This window comes from Myroides albus (genome assembly GCF_024722315.1).
GTDB lineage: Bacteria > Bacteroidota > Bacteroidia > Flavobacteriales > Flavobacteriaceae > Flavobacterium > Flavobacterium album_A.
The window spans coordinates 1,551,023-1,569,056 of the sequence record NZ_CP102754.1 but is presented as its reverse complement, the minus strand read 5'-3'; the positions used below and the strand labels follow the sequence as shown (position 1 = coordinate 1,569,056).

Sequence of the window (18,034 nt, the reverse complement as noted above, 5' to 3'; positions counted from 1 at the left end):
TAATGGGAATTATTCGTTTAAACAATATTCGCGTATATGCTTTTCATGGTTGTATGGAAGAAGAAGCTAAGATAGGATCTGACTATCGTGTAGATGTTACTGCTAAGGGAGTATTTAGAGATGCTGCTACTTCTGATAACCTGGTTGACGCTATAGACTACGTGCATTTGAACAAAATAGTGAAAGAGGAAATGGCAATTCGCTCTAACCTTTTAGAACACGTATGTGAGAGAATCATCAAAAGGGTTTTAAAAGAAATTGAAATGGTTACGGATATCACTGTTGCAGTTTCGAAAATTAATCCTCCTATTGGCGGAGATGTCGAATCTGTAACGGTTGAAATGCAGGAAGTTAGATAAAACCTAAAAAAAATATACAACTTTTAGAGTAAAAGGCTTTTGAACTTTCAAATTATTTGCTAAGTTTGCAATCCAATTCGGAACAATGGCTTCGTGTCCGAGTGGCTAGGAAGCGGTCTGCAAAACCGTCTACAGCGGTTCGAATCCGCTCGAAGCCTCAAAAGGATAGTTGTTTAACTATCCTTTTTTTGTATCCAATAATGATATATCTGTGAATAAAAAAAGCCTTAGAGATTCTCTAAGGCTTTTACTTATTTTGTATTTTCTGTAGCGGTTGTTTGGAAGTATTGCTTTACACAGTCTATTGTCGATTTTGGTAAAATTCCTTTCATCATTATTCCAAAACCAAACACCATGATGATGATACTGCTGATTTTTTTTACTTTCAAGATATTTTGATACGTTAACTTCTTGCGTAATTGCTTTGCTAAGAATATTTTAAATAAATCTGTGATAAAATAAGCCAGAATAGTAAAGCCAAAGAAAGTGAACATCTTTTTTGGATCCATGTCCATTTGAGGTCCAATTGTAATGATTATTCCCAACCAGAATCCCAACACACCTACATTGATAAAGTTTAATAGAAAACCTTTCGCAAAGAGGTTAAGATATTCTCTCCTTAGGTTAGGTGGAGCTATTTGCAGTGTTTGTACTTCTACTTTTTTGAGTTTGATAAAGGAGATTATTCCATAGGTAATCATGATAATTCCTCCAAAGATAAAAAGTGCAGGGTCGTCTTTTATGGCATTGATCAGTTTAAAACTACTAAAGAAGGCAATAGCAAAGAAGATAGCATCAGCTAAAATAACTCCCATATCAAGAGCTATCGCTGCTTTAAACCCTCTCGTTATACTTGTTTCAATAAGAATAAAAAAAACAGGACCTATCATAAAACTTAGGAAGAACCCCAAAGTCATACCTGTTAGCAAACCATCAAACATTTTATATAATTAAAAAATGCCAATCATAATAATTGGCATTTAATTATTTCGCAAGTTACAGCTTTTTGGAACAATACTAAAAAATGTTATTCAACTTTTTTAATTGTACCCCCAGCTATTGTTTTTTCATTTAATGTTTTTGGATTCCCATATACGGAAATCGATCCTCCTGCTCTTACTTTCGCATCAGCAACATCAGTGGCATTGATACTCGCTTTACCTCCAGCATTTACTGTGACTGATGTTTGTTTGGTTACAAGTTTGCTATTGATAATATCAGCTCCCGAGTTTGATAATGCATCTTGTACATTTGCTTTACCAGTTAATCTAATTATAGATCCAGCACCTGCTTTGACATTTACTTTATCGGTATCTATGTCTAATTTAATGGATGAGCCTGTTTTTCCTTGTACGTCTAATACATTGGCATTCAATGTACCTTTTCCAACAACGTTAGCACCTTCTCCTGCATTAATCTCATTTAGCTCTTTGTAATACAGAGTAACCTTTATCTCATCACCTTGATAACTGTTAGTGAAATTCATCTTTATTTTTAGATGTTCATTCTTGTTGATGACATTGACGTTATCTTGTTTTTTGCCCTCGATTTCTATCTTGGTACTTCCTGTAGTAGGAATTAAAGTTACTTCTATTTGGTCGAAAACACTTAGCTTTTTAAAAGAACCAATTTCTTTATCTATCTGTGCAAAAGAAATTTGAGCAACCAATAAAGTAATTAATACGGCTAATTTTTTCATAATCTAATTTAATTTTTTAATGAAATTGTAATCCAATTGTTTCTTTACTAAATCTGCATTTTTTACAGTAACAACAACCTCATCTCCAAGTTGCAGAAGATTCTTTGTTGCTTGTCCAACTAAGGCATATTGCTTTTCGTCGAAAACGTAATAGTCTTCTTTTATTTCTCTAATGCGAACCATTCCTTCACATTTGTTTTCTATGATTTCTACGTAGATTCCCCATTCAGTAACACCAGATATAACACCTACAAACTCTTTTCCTTGTTGGTCCTGCATATACTTTACCTGCATGTATTTGATACTATCTCTTTCGGCAGTTGCAGCCAGGTTCTCCATAGAAGAACAATGGTTACATTTTTTCTCAAATTCATCTACTTTAGCAGACTCACCATTATCTAAATAGTGTTGCAGTAGGCGGTGTGCCATTACGTCTGGATAACGTCGTATTGGCGAAGTAAAGTGAGAATAATAGTCAAATGCTAAACCGTAGTGACCGATGTTGTTGGTAGAATAACTTGCCTTACTCATGGTGCGTATAGCTAATGTATCTACTAAATTTTGTTCTTTTTTACCATTGACATCCTTTAGTAGTTTATTCAGTGATTTTGATACACTTGACTTTGTCTTAAAGTTGATTGTGTGTCCAAATCTCGCAATGACAGATTGAAGAGCAAATAGCTTTTCTTGATCTGGTTCATCGTGCACACGATATACGAATGTCTTCTTTTGTTTACCAATAAATTCTGATACTTTTCTATTGGCAAGTAACATGAATTCTTCAATCAAATGGTTTGCTTCTTTTGCCTCTTTAAAAAAGACTCCTACTGGTACATCATCTTCGTTCAAGTTAAATTTCACTTCCACTTTGTCAAAAGAGATTGCCCCATCACTCATGCGTTTTTTGCGCAATTGTTTAGCTAAATCATTCATTTTTAACACTGCTTCAGCTACTTCTTCACTGACTGTTTGCGTTTCTCCTGTAATAGAAATGCTCTCTGGAATTACTCTATCCTCAGTTTCAATGATGTATTGTGCTTCTTCGTAAGCCATACGTTGATCTGAATGCGTCACTGTACGACCAAACCACTTGTCGACAATCTCTGCCTTGTCATTTAACTGAAATAGGGCTGAGAAAGTATATTTATCTTCATTAGGTCTAAGTGAACAAGCAAAGTTAGACAACACTTCAGGTAGCATTGGAATTGTTCTATCTACTAAATAAATAGAAGTAGCTCTATTATAAGCTTCTTCGTCTAAGATAGTTCCTTCTTGTACGTAGTGTGATACGTCAGCAATGTGGATACCTATTTCGAAATTGCCATTTTCAAGTTTTTGGAAAGACAAAGCATCATCAAAATCTTTTGCGTCTTTTGGGTCAATAGTGAAAGTAAGAATATCGCGCATGTCTTTTCGTTTCGCTATTTCACTTTCAGCTATAGAGGTATCTAATTTGTTTGCAAATTCTTCTACTTCTTTTGGAAATTCTGTAGGTAAACCATATTCTGCCAAAATAGCGTGTATTTCAGTATTGTGTTCTCCTTGTTTACCTAATACTTTCATTACTTTCCCGAAAGGACTATCTGCTTTTTCTGGCCAATCTTCTATCTCAACTACAACTACATCACCATCTCGTGCTTCTCCTACTTTTTCTTTTGGAACGAAGATATCAGTATACATCTTAGCATCAGCTGTAGATACAAAAGCAAAGTTCTTTTGAATTTCAATAACACCCACAAACTGTATTTTGTGTCTTTCTAAAACCTCAACAACTTCTCCTTCTGGTTTTTTACCTTTTCGTTTGTTGTAAATATAAGCTTTGACAAAGTCGCCATCTAACGCTTTATTTAAATTATTTGTAGGAATGAATACGTCGTCTTCCATTCCCTCACATACCAAGTATGCTGTTTTACGCGAAGTCATATCGATATAACCTTCAACATAATTAGCTTTAGGGATAAAGCGATATTTACCAGTTTCTATTTCTTCTATCTTTCCTTTTGAGATTAAGTGTTTAAGTTCTTTTATTATCTCGTTTCTTCCTTGCGTATCGTTTACTTCTAATTGACCAGCAATTTGCTTGTAATTATAAGATTTAGTAGTGTTCTTAGACAAGAACTTTAATATTTTTGGAGCAAAGTCAAACGACTTATTCTTTTTATGTTTAATTTTTTTTGCCATTTTCTAATTCATTTGTTTACCTCTATTCAGGTTCATAATTATCCTTAAAAGTACGAATTACTTACTGGTTTATCCTACTTTTTGGATTAATTTAATTTGATTTTTATACATTAATTTATTAATTGCTGTCATTATGAGCAAAGTTTTGAAGCAATGTGAAATGTAATAATTTCCCAGAAAGGGAGATGGAAGAATTATTTTTTTCTATACTCATTGATAGTAATACAGTACTGTAGAGTGCCAGTACAATTTAATGTGACAAAGTTAATGCGCTCTATTGTACTTTCCAAAATTTACGGGTAAAGCTTGTATCAATTACGGAAGAAAATGAGAAATTAAATCATTATCACGGTCTACGTGATAGTTGTTTAAAAATGGATAGTGTAATCGTATTTTCCTTTTTTGTAATATTCTACGCTTTGAGGTTCATTATTTCTGAAGTAAGTCTTTTCTGCTATTCTGCCTTTCTTGTCGTAAACCTCCCATACTGATAGCATTCCACTATTAAATAAGAAGTATTCATTCTTTTCTCCCGTATTGTGGAAGTTAATTTGAGCCTGGATGACTCCCTCTCTATAATTCTTTTCAAACTCCTTTACCCCATTGGAATAATACGAGATAATGTTGCCATCTAAAAGACCATTCGAATAGCTGTAAGAGGCTTTTAATTTGCCGTTCTCGAAGTAGATTCTCAGCTCACCTTCTCTTTTTCCTTCCACATAATTCACTTCAGAGAATAGGATGCCATTTCGGTAGAATGACTTGTACTTGCCCGTTTTATAACCATCGACATACAAAGCCTCTTCCTCTATGATATTGTGATCGTTGTACCTTACAACTTTTCCTTGTAAAGGCTTTCCATTTAGTTCGAATAAAACGGGTTCTTCTTGTTCTTGGCTATATACGGATAATGAACTGAATGTAGCCAGAATAAAGATTCCTGTGATTAAGTTGCTATTCATCTTCTTTTGTATTGAAGTTTTCAATTGCTTTGACTACTAAGGGTAGATAGACACTTTTGTAAATGACGTCACTTTCATCAACCAACGTTCCATCGGCATTGCATATATTGGGTGAAATTATTTGATACCCATTTCTAAAGATTCTCTGTATGTAAACTTCTATGGCTACATACTCTTTGTGCTCCCCGTGTAGTATTCCATTTTTGTAGTTTACCTCTCTTTTTAGGTAACCATTTTTGTCAAAAACTTGTCGGAGTCCTTCTCTTTTATTGTGAAGGTAATACGCTGTTTCTTTGACAACTCCAGTTTTTGTATAGATTACTTCAGGCCCTTCTTTGAGGTGGTTTTTGTATATTCTCTTAATAAAAACCTTTCCGTTATCATGATAATAGTATAGCTCCCCATCTAAGTTGTCATTGATATAGGTAGCTTTTAGTTGCAAAATGCCCTTGTCGTATTTATTGTAAACACCATTTAGCATGTCGTTTTTATAGCTGTGTTCTCCTGTCAATTTACCACTTGCTGTATATTGTTTAAAGATTCCGTCTTTAAGGCCTTTGATATACTTGCCTTGTTGCTCGATTTGTCCATTAGGAAAGTAGGTAGTTAGTTCACCGTTTAATATATTGTCTTTATACGTACCTTTATATTTGAGTTTTCCATTGCTGTAATACACTGTGTTTTCGCCTTCCTTAAGTCCATTTACCAAGGTTGTTTCTTCAGCTAATTGATCATTGGAAAAATAGGCTTTAAGCTTTCCGTTTAGCGGCTTATTCCCGTCGGCATAGACATAAGTCCCATTGACTAATTGAGCTTGACTATGCATAGAGATTAGCAGAACAAGTAGAAAGAGTAAATATTGAATCTGTTGTTTTTTCATGTCAATTTTTAGTTAAGTAGAATGAACACCTTATAAAGGTAACTAATTTAATAAGTTGATTTTTAAAATAGTACAGCTTACTTTAATAGATAATCTACTATGTATTGACGTCAGCCACTGGATTTATTTATTGTCTTATATTCCATAGTGGTTTGAGAATAGTTATCAGGTTTAAGGTCATTTGTTGTTTCGTTTTACTTCGCATTTCAAGAGGGTTGTCTTTAAGGTATTTGCTTTAGTTCTATTGAAATAGATTATTGTATGTAAATTTTTGTATTTTAGAAAACCAACAAAAAACTTTAATTATGAAAACAATATCTTATGTGCATGGGGCATCCTCTATTCCCTTGCTGGGCGAAACTATTGGCCAAAATCTAAAGCGAACCGTTGATAAATATCCAGATAAAGAAGCTGTGGTAAGTGTTTACCAGAATTACAGGGCTACTTATCGCGAGTTTTATGAACAGACAACTCAGGTGGCCAAAAGTTTATTAGCAAAGGGAGTGATTAAGGGAGATCGCGTCGGTATTTGGGCACCCAATTGTTATGAATGGGTTTTGATGCAGTATGCGACTGCGCGTATTGGTGTCATATTGGTAAATATTAACCCTGCTTATCGCGCGCATGAACTTGAATTTGCAATCAATCAATCCGAAGTATCTTTTATTGTATCAGCTGAAAGTTTTAAGTCAAGTGATTATCGAAAGATGATTTCTCTTGTTTTTGAAGATTGTCCAAGCTTGAGGGAGGTGGTTTTTTTAGGGGAAGAATGGACAGAATTTTTGAAGCAAGCAGACCATATTTTTGAAGAAGATTTTGTTCTAATTGAAGAATCAGTTCAGTTTAGTGAGGCTGTGAATATTCAGTATACTTCAGGGACAACTGGATTTCCCAAGGGAGTTACGCTAACACATCACAATATTCTAAACAATGGCTATTTTATCGGTATTCGATTAAAGTACTCCGTAAAAGATAGGGTGTGTATTCCTGTTCCTTTTTACCATTGCTTTGGGATGGTTATTGGCAATTTGTGCTGTATTGCTCATGGAGCAACCATTGTCATACCCAATGACGGATTTGATGCTAATAAAACGCTGCAAACCGTTCAAGATGAAAAGTGTACTTCTCTATATGGTGTGCCTACTATGTTTATCGCAGAACTGCAACTTCCCAATTTTAAGGATTATGATTTAAGTACCCTGCGTACGGGTGTTATGGCGGGGTCTTTATGCCCTGAAAGTATTATGAAGCGCGTTAAAAGTGAAATGCACATGGAAGAAGTGAGTATCTGTTACGGAATGACCGAAACTTCTCCAGTATCTACGCAAACGCATATTGGTATTGATATAAAGAAGCAAACGACTACCGTAGGTACTGTGCAGGATCACTTAGAAATCAAAATTGTAGATCCAGAAACAGGTAATATTCTCCCTCGAGGAGAAGCAGGAGAACTTTGTACTCGTGGATATTCTGTTATGTTGAAATATTGGAATAATAGGACTATGACTTCAGAAGTATTGGATGACAATAGGTGGATGCACTCTGGGGATTTAGCGACAATGGATGAAGATGGGTATATCTCTATTACAGGGCGTATTAAAGACCTTATCATTCGCGGAGGGGAGAACATATCTCCGAAGTGGATTGAAGACTTCTTATACACTCATCCCGCTATTGCTGATGTACAAGTTATTGGTGTTCCAAGTGAAAAATATGGAGAGGAAATTATGGCTTGGGTTATACTCAAAGAAGGTCAAAGTGCAACTATGGATGAATTGAGAGCTTATTGTGATCAAAAGATTGCGCATTTTAGAATTCCAAAGTATTGGAAGTTTGTTACCGAATTTCCGATGACTATTTCTGGCAAAGTTAGAAAAGTAGAAATGAGACAAATAGCAATCGAAGAATTAGGTTTGTAGAAGATAAAAAGTTTTAACTTTGTAGTGTATAATATAACACAACAATAAAATGAAGATTTCTATAGGAAATGACCATGCAGGTCCAGCATATAAACAAGCAATTGTCAAGTATTTAGAAGAAAAAGGACATACAGTTACTAACTATGGGACTGATTCTTTTGATTCAGTAGATTATCCAGATTTTGCTCATAAGGTAGGTACTGATATTGATGAAGGCAAAGCTGATTTAGGTATCGTAATCTGCGGAAGTGGAAACGGTATAGCGATGACTGCTAATAAACATCAAGGTGTGCGTTGTGCTCTTTGTTGGACCAAAGAGATTGCTGAGTTAGCAAGACAGCATAACGATGCTAATGTGGTTAGTATTCCCGCTCGTTTTACGTCTATTGAACAAGCTATTGCAATTGTAGAAGCTTTCTTGAATACAGCTTTCGAAGGAGGAAGACATCAGAATAGAGTGAATAAAATTACTTGTGCCTAAACAAGTTTTAACAATATAGAAAAGTCCATAATGCTAATTATGGACTTTTTTTTTTGTATACTATTACTCTATTTCGAAGATAGCTTGTATTTCTACCACAGAGTTGACCGGAACAGAAGTAGCACCCAGAGTACCTCTTGCATGTTTGCCCTTCTCTCCGAATATAGCTACAGATAAGTCTGATGCCACATTCATTAGATTAGCGTGCTGAGCGTAGTCAGGAGCCGTGTTGAATATACCTGTTAGCTGTACGGTTTTCTTTACTCTGTTGAGGTCACCATCTACAGCTAATTTAAGCACCGCGATTACATTTAGCATCGTCTGTTCAGTCGCTTGCTTTGCTTGTTCTTCTGTGACATCTACACCTACCTTACCAGGATATAATACTTTACCCTCTTTTAAGGCTACCTGATTGATGAATATTAGATTTCCACTGCGTGAGTAAGGCGTGTAGTTTCCCACAGGATTTGGCGCTACAGGTAGTATGATGTTTTTTTGTTTAAGCGTGGTTTCTACATCAGTGACTACTTGTTTAGGCGTCATTTCTTCTTTCTTTTGAAAAGTTCCTTTTAAGGCTTTGGCAACTTTAGCGAAGTTTTGACCTTGCGTATAAGCGATTAGCAGTTCGCTTTCGCTGGGACGTTGTACCGTTTTGTTTGAAGCAAGGCTACTGGCTCCCAAGACGCTATTGCCTTGAGGGATGCTATTATCCAGCTTCTCCGTAGCTCTGATGCCATTCGGTACGAGTATCATCCCATGTACTGCTAAGCTGTTCCAAAACGACTGTAATGCGAGCTCCTTCCCTGCTCCGCTACCAGCAGACATAAATACGGCTGTAGGTATTCCCTCCAGAGCATGAGCAGTCCACAGATCTACAGTCTTCGCGAGAAAGGCACTCATCGGAGTACTGATGTTACCAAAGTACACAGGAGATCCCCATACGATGCCATCATAAGTCGGTAGCTCCTCAGGAGTAGCTATCTGTAGATCATGTAACAGTGCATTTGCTGAAGGTTGTACTATTTTTATAGTCGCCTCTGTGTGAGGGTTGCTTTCTATTCCCTTAGCGATTTCTTGTGCCATTCTATACGTACCACCTGTATCAGAGTGGATAAGTACTAATATTTTGGTTAGGGTATCTTTTGCCATGATCTGTGTCGTTGTGAAGAATAGTGTACAAGTGATTAGTGCAGTATATAATGCTTTCATATTAATTATTTAAAGTATAATCACAAAGGTATACTTGCAGTTTATATTATATTTGTCAAAAAATATATGCAAAACGCCAATATCAAATGTGGATTGACCGAGAAACTCTTAGGAGTATATGATGATACTAATGAGGTACAGGCGTATGTATGGTATGAAGACAACTTCGTTCACGATGAGTATCAGCACGCTCATCAGCGATATCAGCTCACCTACGTAGAACAGGGCTATCAGTACCTTCATGTAGATAACTGTATCTATCTAGTCCCTCAGTATCACATAGCATGGATACCTTCAGGACAGCAGCACGCTACTACCTCTACAGCGAAGGATATCAACCTAAAAGTACTGTTGTATAAAGAGGTGCCAGCTGACTCATTCTATGATCAAGTGCACATCTTCCCTGCTCCTACTGTGCTGAGGGAGATGCTACAGTATGTGACGAAGTGGAATAGAGTAATCGAGACAGAATTAGAGAAAGAACAGTTCTTACAGGCTATTCTTATGAGTTTAAAATCGTTCTGTGAAGAGAATCAATCGCTCCAATTACCTATTCCTACCGATCATAGGTTAATACCTGTATGCACGTATATCAATGAGCATCTTACCTCAACGCTTGACTTAGATGAACTAGCCAGTATCTCTACCATGTCTGTGCGCAATCTACAGCGCCTGTTCAAACTGGAGACAGGTATCACTCTACAGAAATACCTTCAGATCATCCGCATCTTGAAGAGTATAGAGCTAATAGATACAAGAGAATTTACCTTGAGTGAAATCGCTTTTAAAGTAGGTTATAAGAGCTTAGTGGCTTTTAGAAACTCCTATTTTGACATAGTGAAAGTATATCCTAAAATTAAAAAATAAGGGTATACACCCCTGACAAAAGGTTGTCACTACCCTACTCTACCTTTGCTCCATAATCTTAACAATATACAGAATGATACGAGTAAGTAATGCACCAGTGTGTGCGATGGAGTTCACCAGTTTTAGAAAGAAAACCACAGTAAATGATGACGAATTATTAGTTGCAGTAGCCCGATTTGAGCGTCAATTGGCGCAGGTAGAAGGTATTGTCTATCATACCTTGGTTCGCAACTATGATAACGAGTATGCTAATGTGCTGTTCGCTACTTCTATGGAGGTGATTAAGACCTTAGAAACAGTGATAGGAAACACCAAAGAAACCCAAGACTTCTTCAGTATGGTAGACATGAGTACTGTGCAGGTAGAGTATCACCAGATAAACAAGTTTAATTTCACAGTGCCTTCCTACTTTGGTTGTATAGAGAATGGTAAGTTTTCTCTTAAAGATACTACTCAAGCCTCTACTCTATTATCTGTCTCGGATGCTGTAGAACAAGCTTATCTCAAAGCTTTTGACAACACTAAAGGACACTTTATCTCCACTCGTGGCGATAACCAATATGCCGAAATCGTATTAGGTCAAACCTTTGGCAATACGAAGGAGATTTGCTACGGTTATTTTGGGAATGAAGCTTGCCTTTCTCTTCTTGGTTTAATCGACGAGAGCAGTATGAATCTTGGTTTTTGGTATGTGGTTGGATAAGTGAAATTAAACTACTTAATTATTTGATTATTGACTGACATAGAGCTATTTAACTGTCGCTGACTAAATGAGGTTGTCACTGTCAATATCTGTATAAGAAAGGCCAATTTAAGAGAAAAAGCTAAGAATCTGTTTAAGTACAAATTGTCTTAGAATAAAATCAGTATTTCATTTTTGTATCCCTACGATTGAGGTGGTCGGCTTGTGGTCGGTATTTGATAGGCATCTGGTCGGCTTAAAACATCGCAAAATAGCCTATCACTACCCTATCATCTACTAATCATCTACCGATAAGATGGAATAGTCTTTGTGCAACTTTATAGTACCAACCTATAAAACAAAAAATTATGGCAAAGATGTCACCAAAGGGAAAAATTACAGGAGTAAGTGGTCCTGTGTATTTTAGGTCTTTAAACAATGTGCAGATTGTACAAAGTAGGCCTAATCGCTCAAAACAAGACAAGGGCAAGAATCCTTCCGCTAAGCTGTTTAAGCACACGGCACAGAGCCTGAAACACATACGTAAGCATGTCGAATACTTCTTGGGGATGAGGTATGAGTCTACTGCTCATCTGCGATTGATGGGGCTTGTGATGACGGCCTTGCGCAAGAATACTGTACTACTGATAGCAGAGACTACACTATACAATACTTCTATTGCTGAGGTAGTCGGATTTGAATGGAATACAGCTAAGCTATTTACAGATACCTTCTTGGTAGATATAGCTGTAGAGGAGTTGGAAAATAAGGAGATAACTGTATCGGTGTCTCCTTTTATCCCGATAGAACAGGTGGACTTCCCTCCTATGTGTACACATGCAAGTTTGCGTATCGAAGGATTTTTCATGGCTGAGAATGACGAGATACTTAGTAAGCAAACAGGCACATTATCTATTGATTTCAAAAAGAGTGATGAGGTGGTCAGTCCTCAAACGCTATCTGTACTGATTCCCAATCGGGATTGTCTAAAGATGATGGTAGCTGAGATACAGTTCTTCTACCCGATTAACAACAATCCTGATCAATTGACACTGTACAACTCTAAGGCTTTTAATCCGAGTGTAGTGGTATATGTGGGGAAATGAGGGTATCTTTAGCTACGCAAAAAGCTAAAGTATAGAGATGAGAATGTATCTATGTATTAATAATCAAATGGGTAACATAGTAGGAATAATAACCTGCTATGAGTGTACTAAATGTGACGTAGAGATGCATAGTTATTTGATGTATATAGTTGCAGATGTGGAAATATCTCGGTAAATGCTAAAATAGCAAGGGTAAGGATAATTGTAAGATTTTTGAAGAGTAAAAATGGTTATGGAAAGAGAATTTAGGTTAGATGTTGTTTTGGAAGAAGAATCGTTGGATTTTACTACCATTGTAAACCAAATAACAAATGCTTTTGATATAGAGTTAACTGTAAAGAATCACAAAGGTAGATTGTTGGGAAAAGGGGTATGGGACGAAAGATACAGTTTTCAATTGGAAGATAAGTACGATGACTTATTTGGAGATCACGATCTCTTTTTTGAAATGGGGATAAAGTTTAGTGCTACTGTGGATGACTGTATCACTATACAACAAAAAGTACTGAGGAGATTGGATGAGTATAATATAGCTTGGAATAGGGTAATGTTGATAAAGTATTGAGTTAGTTTTCGTTTATTGAAAAAATGTTTTATTTTAGAGTAAACAAAAAAATATAAGTATGAAAAGGTCTTCATTGGAGGATTTGGAGGTAGTTGTTTAGTTACAATTATAGTAGATTCAATTAATAACGTAGATTAGTTCTTGGGAAGTTTCTACAAAAAGATGTTTTAATTATGAAGAATCGCAAGTATTTAGCTATCGGGTTTGGAGTATGTATCTTGATATACTTGATAGATCACTCAGATCGATTTTTAGAAGGTGTAAGAGACGCATTGTCTTTATAAATAAATATACCCTACAAGCTATGTTATATTGCTTGTGGGGTACTTATAGCAAATCTGTAATATCGTTTTGGTGTATTACTTATAATAAGTTAAGAACTCCTCTATAAGGTATGGAGGGTTGGCTTGTTTTGTCCAACTTAAGGGTAGATCATAGTACTCTAATTCGTGGATAATAACAGGTATGTCTTTGCCTAATTTCTCTTTTAATAGATTGGATTGATGTAGCTCTTGTACTATAGAAATAATCACTTCCATAAAAGCTTTCTGAACTTGTTCGTCTTTCGCACAAATAGCTCTATAGGCGGTATCATCGCCTTCTTCTTCTAAATCCTCTGCTTCCTCCTGCTCATCGTCAGTATAATACCATCCAGAGTCTTTGATAAACTGCTGTAAAACGTTGTCTTCACCACCTAATGTCTCTATCTCGTCTTGCAACCAAAAGGCAAAGTTCCACTTCGCTTCCATCGTATCACTGGCATTGTTTTGCTCAGCGATTACTTGAGATGCTGTGTTGTAACTGATATAGATAACAGGGCATCTCGGGTCATCATTATCATTGTCCTTCCAAAAAGATAGTGCGTATATATCTTCCATTTTCTCATTAGCTATTGCTGCTATTGCTCTTTCTACTTTTTTAAATAAATATGTATATAGTTTTGCTCTATCCATTACACTGTTTTTGGAGTTTATTAAACAGCACTAAAAGTAGTAATTAAAGCAGTATAACGAAGGGTTTATTTAGTCATAGAATATTTAGTTTTCTCTACCACGTCTTCCAATCATTAGAAGTAAACTTCCACTCAGGAGTTTGGATGATGTCGTTATTGAGGTCATACCAAGGGCTGTTGTCTGTAGCATTAGGGTTCTTTAGAATCTGTAGCTCCTGAGCAGGCATATAGCTCTGTGCTAAGAGGACTACCTTGTCCCCTGCTTCATTCTGAGCCATATCTACTACGATAATGGCATGGCCTATAGGATTGCCTGACTGGACTAAGATATCTCCTATCTGTACATCCTCTTTAGAGATAGATTGGAGTTGTTGTTTTAGTGAAGCCGTGTTGGCATAGTTAAAAATGTGTTCAAGGTATTCCCAATATTTTTTAGGGGAATAGTCACCCTTAATATACTCTATGTAATATCTGGGTTTACCATCAGAAACGAAGTTAAAGGCTATTTCGTCATATCGCTTTTGGCTGTAGAGATAATCAGCTCTTAGACGCATAGTCGCATCAGCACATTGGTGTAAGTCTTTCTTCCCTATGGGTAAGTCAATGACAGAGGAATAGACATAAGTGGCATATTTCTCTTTGCCGTTATAGTATTTTACAGTTTCTCCAAAGGGTTTTAGTGGTAAGTGTTGTAAGTGGTATCCAAAGTCAGAGGTGGTGTAAGTAAGACGTGTATATCCCTTAGGTGTGTTGTACCTCTCTCCTATGCTCATACCTGTAGCGTTGATGTAGTTGATCTTTTCTTGTGCTGTTGTAAATTCAACAGATGCGTTAGCCTTGTTGTTTTGACAAGAGATGCACAATATACAAGAGATAAAAGCAAGGAGGTGTTTCATACAGACTTTTAGATTATAACGATATTAAGTAAGTAGATAGTATCCTATGAAACCTAAAAAAGGTTGATTGTGTAAAATCAAGTATGAGCAAAAGGTCAATTGATTAAAAGGTTAAAGTCTATTGGAATGTCATACTAATATGTTTCGATGTATATTTATAGTTCGGTTATTTAATCGTGTTTTTAAAACACTTTAAAGTATTAAATCAATGGAAAGTAAAGAGAGAATATAATTATTAAGACTTATGACTGTGGTTATAGGTCTTTTTTTATTGATATTATCGTTTAAAGAGAATAAAGAATACTGCTACTTGTATGGCTAAGATGGCATAGAATTTAACTTTAAAAGCGTCTTTAGAGATTTTGTGTCTAAGTTTCTTCATCGCAATCCATGCTCCCAATGTTCCTCCAAAAAAACAGAGTGTCAGAAGATTTTTTTCTGCAACTCTTCGCCTGTTCTTTAAGGCCTGTTCTTTGTCATAAGCGAACATTGAAAAGGCTAAGTAATTTATGATAAACAGGTATAAGAATAAAAACTTCATAGGGTTTAATTATTGATACAAAGGTAGTATTTTAGCTATTCTTAAAATAATTAATTATGACGTTGATTGAGTTTATTCAACAAGCTGTAAATGCAAGTGCGAGGAGTATTGAGAACACGTTATCTCTTTTTGGAGAAGGATGTACAATACCTTTTATAGCCAGATATAGAAAAGATAGAACGGGAAACCTCGATGAGGTAGTGATAGAGAAGATTGCTCGCTATAGTGAGTTATATGAAGGGATAGTCAAGAGAAAGGAATCTATATTAGGTGCAATAGAGGAGCAGGGTAAACTGACAGATGAATTAAAGAGTAAGATTACAAATAGCTTTGATTTGACGGAGATTGAAGATCTCTATTTACCTTATAAAAAGACTCGTAAGACCAAAGCTGATACAGCAAGAGAAAATGGTTTAGAGCCATTGGCTAAAGTGATTATGGCTCAGAATGCTCATGATGTAGAGTCTATTGCTGCGAAGTATCTTAATGATAAGGTAGGAAGTGAAGAAGAGGCTATACAAGGAGCCTCTGATATCATCGCAGAGTGGGTGAATGAGAATATGTATATACGAAAATTACTGAGAAGAAAGTTTCAACGCAATGGAGTTATTTCGACAAAGGTTGTGAAGGCTAAGAAAGACGATGAAGCGGCTCAAAAGTTTGATCAATACTTTGATTGGACAGAACCTGTTTATAAAATACCAGCCCATCGCTTACTGGCTATTTTAAGAGCCGAGAAAGAGGGTTTCATTAAGTTTAGTATAGCTATAGATAAAGAGGAAGCGCTGCGTTTTATTGGTGACAATGTAGTTAAAAGCGAGAACGAATGTGGTAGAATAGTAGAAAAGGCTGTAGCAGATAGCTATAAGCGTCTATTAGAACCGGCATTGTCTAATGAAGCATTGGCAGAGGCAAAAGAGAAGGCAGACTTGAATTCAATACAAGTATTTGCTGATAATCTTACTCAATTGTTACTGGGATCTCCTTTGGGAGAGAAGCGCATTTTAGCTATTGATCCTGGTTATAAGACAGGGTGTAAGGTGGTGTGTTTAGATGAACAGGGAGATTTGTTGTACAATGAGACAATATATCCACATGCACCACAGAAAGATACGACTATGGCAATGAAGAAGATTCGCTCTATGGTGAATGCTTACAATATAGAAGCTATTGCGATAGGCAATGGTACAGCCTCAAGAGAGACGGAGTTCTTTATCAAGAAAATTGCTTTTGATAAACCCGTTCAAGTGTTTGTAGTTAGTGAAGCAGGAGCATCAGTTTATTCGGCATCAAAGATTGCCAGAGAGGAGTTTCCTTCGTACGATGTAACAGTTAGGGGAGCAGTCTCCATAGGAAGACGTCTATCAGACCCTTTAGCTGAATTGGTAAAGATAGACCCTAAGTCAATTGGCGTGGGACAGTATCAACATGATGTAGATCAAACCCTATTGAAGAAAGAACTGGATAGTGTGGTAATAAAGTGCGTGAATACAGTAGGGGTGAATTTGAATACTGCAAGTAAATCGCTATTGAGTTATGTATCTGGTATAGGTGAGAAGATGGCTGAGAATATTGTACAATACCGAACAGAGAATGGCCCTTTTGAGAGTAGAACAGCGTTAAAGAAAGTACCTCGTTTAGGTGAAAAGGCATTTCAACAAGCGGCAGCATTTGTTAGAATTAAGAATGCCAAGAATCCATTAGACGATTCTGCTGTACACCCAGAGGCTTATGGTGTAGTAGAGAAAATTGCAAAAGATATGAAAGTATCTATAGGGGATATGATCTCTAATAAAGAGCTAATCGCTAAAGTAGATGCTAACAAATATACTACTGGTGAGGTAGGCGTATTAGCCCTTCAAGATATTTTAAAAGAGTTAGAGAAACCTGGATTAGATCCTCGTAAAGCGGCGAAAGTATTTGAGTTTGATCCCAATGTAAAGCATATGAGTGATTTGAAGATAGGGATGGTGTTGCCAGGAATAGTGAATAATATTACCAATTTTGGATGTTTTGTTGACATTGGTCTAAAGGAAAGTGGTTTGGTTCACATTTCTCAACTTAAAGAAGGATTTGTATCTGATGTGAATGAAGTTGTCAAGCTACATCAGCATGTGGAAGTGAAAGTAACAGATGTGGATGAGGCTAAGAAAAGAATACAATTAAGTATGATTTTATAAAAAAAGCTTTGCAAACATAATTTTGGCACGATACTTGTTTTTATTACTTACAACTGAATTTCAATAGGTTTTGTTTAGATAAACAAACAAATTAAGTTAAGTAGTGTTTTTATTATGTTTTATAAGTGAAGAGCCTTTCTTTTTAGTGTTTAGAAAGGCTCTTTTTTTTATATAAAGTAGTCGTAAACAAAAAAAGCACTATCAACCGGAGTTTATAGTGCGTATAATATTACAATTAAATAGTGTTAACTATTCAGTTTTGCTTTCGTCTTTAGTATCTTTTTTAGTTACTTGTTGAGCATTGTCTTCTTTAGTAGCATCTTTAAATTCTTTGATACCACTTCCTAATCCTCTCATTAATTCAGGTATTTTTTTACCTCCGAATAACAATAGGATTATCGCAACAATAATAATCACTTGCCACGGTCCAACCATTCCTAAAAAAAAGTGTAATGCGTTCATATTAATTTGTTTGAAACATTAAGTTCTCGCAAATATAGGAAGAAAATTATAAAACCACTGAATCTGAATAATTTTATTATATTTTTAAGAGTG

18 protein-coding genes and 1 tRNA gene are annotated in these 18,034 nt (G+C 36.0%); 9 read left to right on the top strand and 10 right to left on the bottom strand.

The window, feature by feature from the left end:
• Positions 1–2 precede the first annotated feature (2 nt).
• Both folB and NWE55_RS07275 read left to right on the top strand, forming a co-directional pair.
• Entirely contained in the window at positions 3–359 is a 357-nt protein-coding gene (gene folB / locus NWE55_RS07280) for a dihydroneopterin aldolase (protein ID WP_155090603.1), read from the top strand.
• Positions 360–446: 87 nt separating this feature from the next.
• Positions 447–517: transfer RNA gene (locus NWE55_RS07275), tRNA-Cys, on the top strand.
• A gap of 93 nt (positions 518–610) precedes the next feature.
• Here the strand turns inward: NWE55_RS07275 and NWE55_RS07270 are convergent.
• The 5 genes from NWE55_RS07270 to NWE55_RS07250 all read right to left on the bottom strand — a co-directional run bounded on the left by NWE55_RS07270 (position 611) and on the right by NWE55_RS07250 (position 6,081).
• A complete protein-coding gene (locus NWE55_RS07270) occupies positions 611–1,300 on the bottom strand; it encodes a LysE family translocator (RefSeq protein WP_155090604.1) in 690 nt (229 codons plus the stop codon).
• Positions 1,301–1,386: 86 nt separating this feature from the next.
• Positions 1,387–2,058 (bottom strand): head GIN domain-containing protein, encoded by a 672-nt coding sequence (locus NWE55_RS07265; protein ID WP_155090605.1) that lies wholly within the window; start codon positions 2,056–2,058, stop codon positions 1,387–1,389.
• A gap of 3 nt (positions 2,059–2,061) precedes the next feature.
• A complete protein-coding gene (gene rnr, locus NWE55_RS07260) occupies positions 2,062–4,239 on the bottom strand; it encodes a ribonuclease R (RefSeq protein WP_155090606.1) in 2,178 nt (725 codons plus the stop codon).
• A 368-nt stretch (positions 4,240–4,607) separates the two neighbouring features.
• Positions 4,608–5,201, bottom strand: a complete 594-nt coding sequence (locus tag NWE55_RS07255) for a toxin-antitoxin system YwqK family antitoxin (RefSeq protein ID WP_155090607.1) — start codon at positions 5,199–5,201, stop codon at positions 4,608–4,610.
• Positions 5,194–6,081 (bottom strand): toxin-antitoxin system YwqK family antitoxin, encoded by an 888-nt coding sequence (locus NWE55_RS07250; RefSeq protein WP_230381468.1) that lies wholly within the window; start codon positions 6,079–6,081, stop codon positions 5,194–5,196. Before NWE55_RS07250 ends, NWE55_RS07255 begins: the two co-directional genes overlap by 8 nt.
• A gap of 305 nt (positions 6,082–6,386) precedes the next feature.
• Between NWE55_RS07250 and NWE55_RS07245 the strand changes: the two genes are divergently transcribed.
• Positions 6,387–8,000 carry an AMP-binding protein gene (locus NWE55_RS07245; RefSeq protein WP_155090608.1) on the top strand — a complete coding sequence of 538 codons (1,614 nt, stop codon included), beginning with the start codon at positions 6,387–6,389 and terminating at the stop codon, positions 7,998–8,000.
• A gap of 49 nt (positions 8,001–8,049) precedes the next feature.
• The gene (gene rpiB / locus NWE55_RS07240; RefSeq protein WP_155090609.1) at positions 8,050–8,481 is read left to right on the top strand and encodes a ribose 5-phosphate isomerase B; all 432 of its coding nucleotides are present in this window, start codon (positions 8,050–8,052) and stop codon (positions 8,479–8,481) included.
• 63 nt (positions 8,482–8,544) lie between these two features.
• On the opposite strand, the gene NWE55_RS07235 is transcribed toward rpiB, so the two are convergent.
• Complete coding sequence (locus tag NWE55_RS07235; protein ID WP_160338988.1) at positions 8,545–9,690, bottom strand: Atu1372/SO_1960 family protein; 1,146 nt, start codon at positions 9,688–9,690, stop codon at positions 8,545–8,547.
• Between the two features lie 66 nt (positions 9,691–9,756).
• Between NWE55_RS07235 and NWE55_RS07230 the strand changes: the two genes are divergently transcribed.
• The 4 genes from NWE55_RS07230 to NWE55_RS07215 all read left to right on the top strand — a co-directional run bounded on the left by NWE55_RS07230 (position 9,757) and on the right by NWE55_RS07215 (position 12,910).
• Complete coding sequence (locus NWE55_RS07230; RefSeq protein ID WP_155090611.1) at positions 9,757–10,557, top strand: AraC family transcriptional regulator; 801 nt, start codon at positions 9,757–9,759, stop codon at positions 10,555–10,557.
• Positions 10,558–10,630: 73 nt separating this feature from the next.
• On the top strand, positions 10,631–11,260 hold the full coding sequence (locus NWE55_RS07225) for a hypothetical protein (protein ID WP_155090612.1): 630 nt from the start codon (positions 10,631–10,633) through the stop codon (positions 11,258–11,260).
• A gap of 347 nt (positions 11,261–11,607) precedes the next feature.
• Positions 11,608–12,345, top strand: coding sequence for a hypothetical protein (locus NWE55_RS07220; RefSeq protein WP_155090613.1), 738 nt, complete (start codon positions 11,608–11,610; stop codon positions 12,343–12,345).
• 232 nt (positions 12,346–12,577) lie between these two features.
• Positions 12,578–12,910 carry a hypothetical protein gene (locus NWE55_RS07215; protein ID WP_155090614.1) on the top strand — a complete coding sequence of 111 codons (333 nt, stop codon included), beginning with the start codon at positions 12,578–12,580 and terminating at the stop codon, positions 12,908–12,910.
• A gap of 359 nt (positions 12,911–13,269) precedes the next feature.
• Here NWE55_RS07215 and NWE55_RS07210 read toward each other — a convergent pair whose 3' ends face one another.
• From NWE55_RS07210 to NWE55_RS07200, 3 genes are all read right to left on the bottom strand, one after another.
• A complete protein-coding gene (locus NWE55_RS07210) occupies positions 13,270–13,863 on the bottom strand; it encodes a hypothetical protein (RefSeq protein WP_155090615.1) in 594 nt (197 codons plus the stop codon).
• Between the two features lie 94 nt (positions 13,864–13,957).
• Positions 13,958–14,758, bottom strand: coding sequence for a DUF4846 domain-containing protein (locus tag NWE55_RS07205; protein WP_155090616.1), 801 nt, complete (start codon positions 14,756–14,758; stop codon positions 13,958–13,960).
• A 277-nt stretch (positions 14,759–15,035) separates the two neighbouring features.
• Positions 15,036–15,299 carry a DUF1294 domain-containing protein gene (locus tag NWE55_RS07200; protein WP_155090617.1) on the bottom strand — a complete coding sequence of 88 codons (264 nt, stop codon included), beginning with the start codon at positions 15,297–15,299 and terminating at the stop codon, positions 15,036–15,038.
• A 56-nt stretch (positions 15,300–15,355) separates the two neighbouring features.
• On the opposite strand from NWE55_RS07200, the gene NWE55_RS07195 reads away from it, so the two are divergent.
• Positions 15,356–17,479, top strand: coding sequence for a Tex family protein (locus NWE55_RS07195; protein WP_155090618.1), 2,124 nt, complete (start codon positions 15,356–15,358; stop codon positions 17,477–17,479).
• Positions 17,480–17,728: 249 nt separating this feature from the next.
• Here the strand turns inward: NWE55_RS07195 and NWE55_RS07190 are convergent, their stop codons facing one another.
• The gene (locus NWE55_RS07190) at positions 17,729–17,941 is read right to left on the bottom strand and encodes a twin-arginine translocase TatA/TatE family subunit (protein ID WP_155090619.1); all 213 of its coding nucleotides are present in this window, start codon (positions 17,939–17,941) and stop codon (positions 17,729–17,731) included.
• Positions 17,942–18,034: the final 93 nt, after the last annotated feature.

Coding starts and splice junctions, on each gene's coding strand:
- folB (WP_155090603.1), top strand. CDS start 3: ATGGGAATTATTCGTTTAAACAATATTCGCGTATATGCTTTTCATGGT.
- NWE55_RS07190 (WP_155090619.1), bottom strand. CDS start 17,941: ATGAACGCATTACACTTTTTTTTAGGAATGGTTGGACCGTGGCAAGTG.
- rpiB (WP_155090609.1), top strand. CDS start 8,050: ATGAAGATTTCTATAGGAAATGACCATGCAGGTCCAGCATATAAACAA.
- NWE55_RS07225 (WP_155090612.1), top strand. CDS start 10,631: ATGATACGAGTAAGTAATGCACCAGTGTGTGCGATGGAGTTCACCAGT.
- NWE55_RS07245 (WP_155090608.1), top strand. CDS start 6,387: ATGAAAACAATATCTTATGTGCATGGGGCATCCTCTATTCCCTTGCTG.
- rnr (WP_155090606.1), bottom strand. CDS start 4,239: ATGGCAAAAAAAATTAAACATAAAAAGAATAAGTCGTTTGACTTTGCT.
- NWE55_RS07200 (WP_155090617.1), bottom strand. CDS start 15,299: ATGAAGTTTTTATTCTTATACCTGTTTATCATAAATTACTTAGCCTTT.
- NWE55_RS07265 (WP_155090605.1), bottom strand. CDS start 2,058: ATGAAAAAATTAGCCGTATTAATTACTTTATTGGTTGCTCAAATTTCT.
- NWE55_RS07255 (WP_155090607.1), bottom strand. CDS start 5,201: ATGAATAGCAACTTAATCACAGGAATCTTTATTCTGGCTACATTCAGT.
- NWE55_RS07270 (WP_155090604.1), bottom strand. CDS start 1,300: ATGTTTGATGGTTTGCTAACAGGTATGACTTTGGGGTTCTTCCTAAGT.
- NWE55_RS07230 (WP_155090611.1), top strand. CDS start 9,757: ATGCAAAACGCCAATATCAAATGTGGATTGACCGAGAAACTCTTAGGA.
- NWE55_RS07205 (WP_155090616.1), bottom strand. CDS start 14,758: ATGAAACACCTCCTTGCTTTTATCTCTTGTATATTGTGCATCTCTTGT.
- NWE55_RS07220 (WP_155090613.1), top strand. CDS start 11,608: ATGGCAAAGATGTCACCAAAGGGAAAAATTACAGGAGTAAGTGGTCCT.
- NWE55_RS07215 (WP_155090614.1), top strand. CDS start 12,578: ATGGAAAGAGAATTTAGGTTAGATGTTGTTTTGGAAGAAGAATCGTTG.
- NWE55_RS07250 (WP_230381468.1), bottom strand. CDS start 6,081: ATGAAAAAACAACAGATTCAATATTTACTCTTTCTACTTGTTCTGCTA.
- NWE55_RS07235 (WP_160338988.1), bottom strand. CDS start 9,690: ATGAAAGCATTATATACTGCACTAATCACTTGTACACTATTCTTCACA.
- NWE55_RS07195 (WP_155090618.1), top strand. CDS start 15,356: ATGACGTTGATTGAGTTTATTCAACAAGCTGTAAATGCAAGTGCGAGG.
- NWE55_RS07210 (WP_155090615.1), bottom strand. CDS start 13,863: ATGGATAGAGCAAAACTATATACATATTTATTTAAAAAAGTAGAAAGA.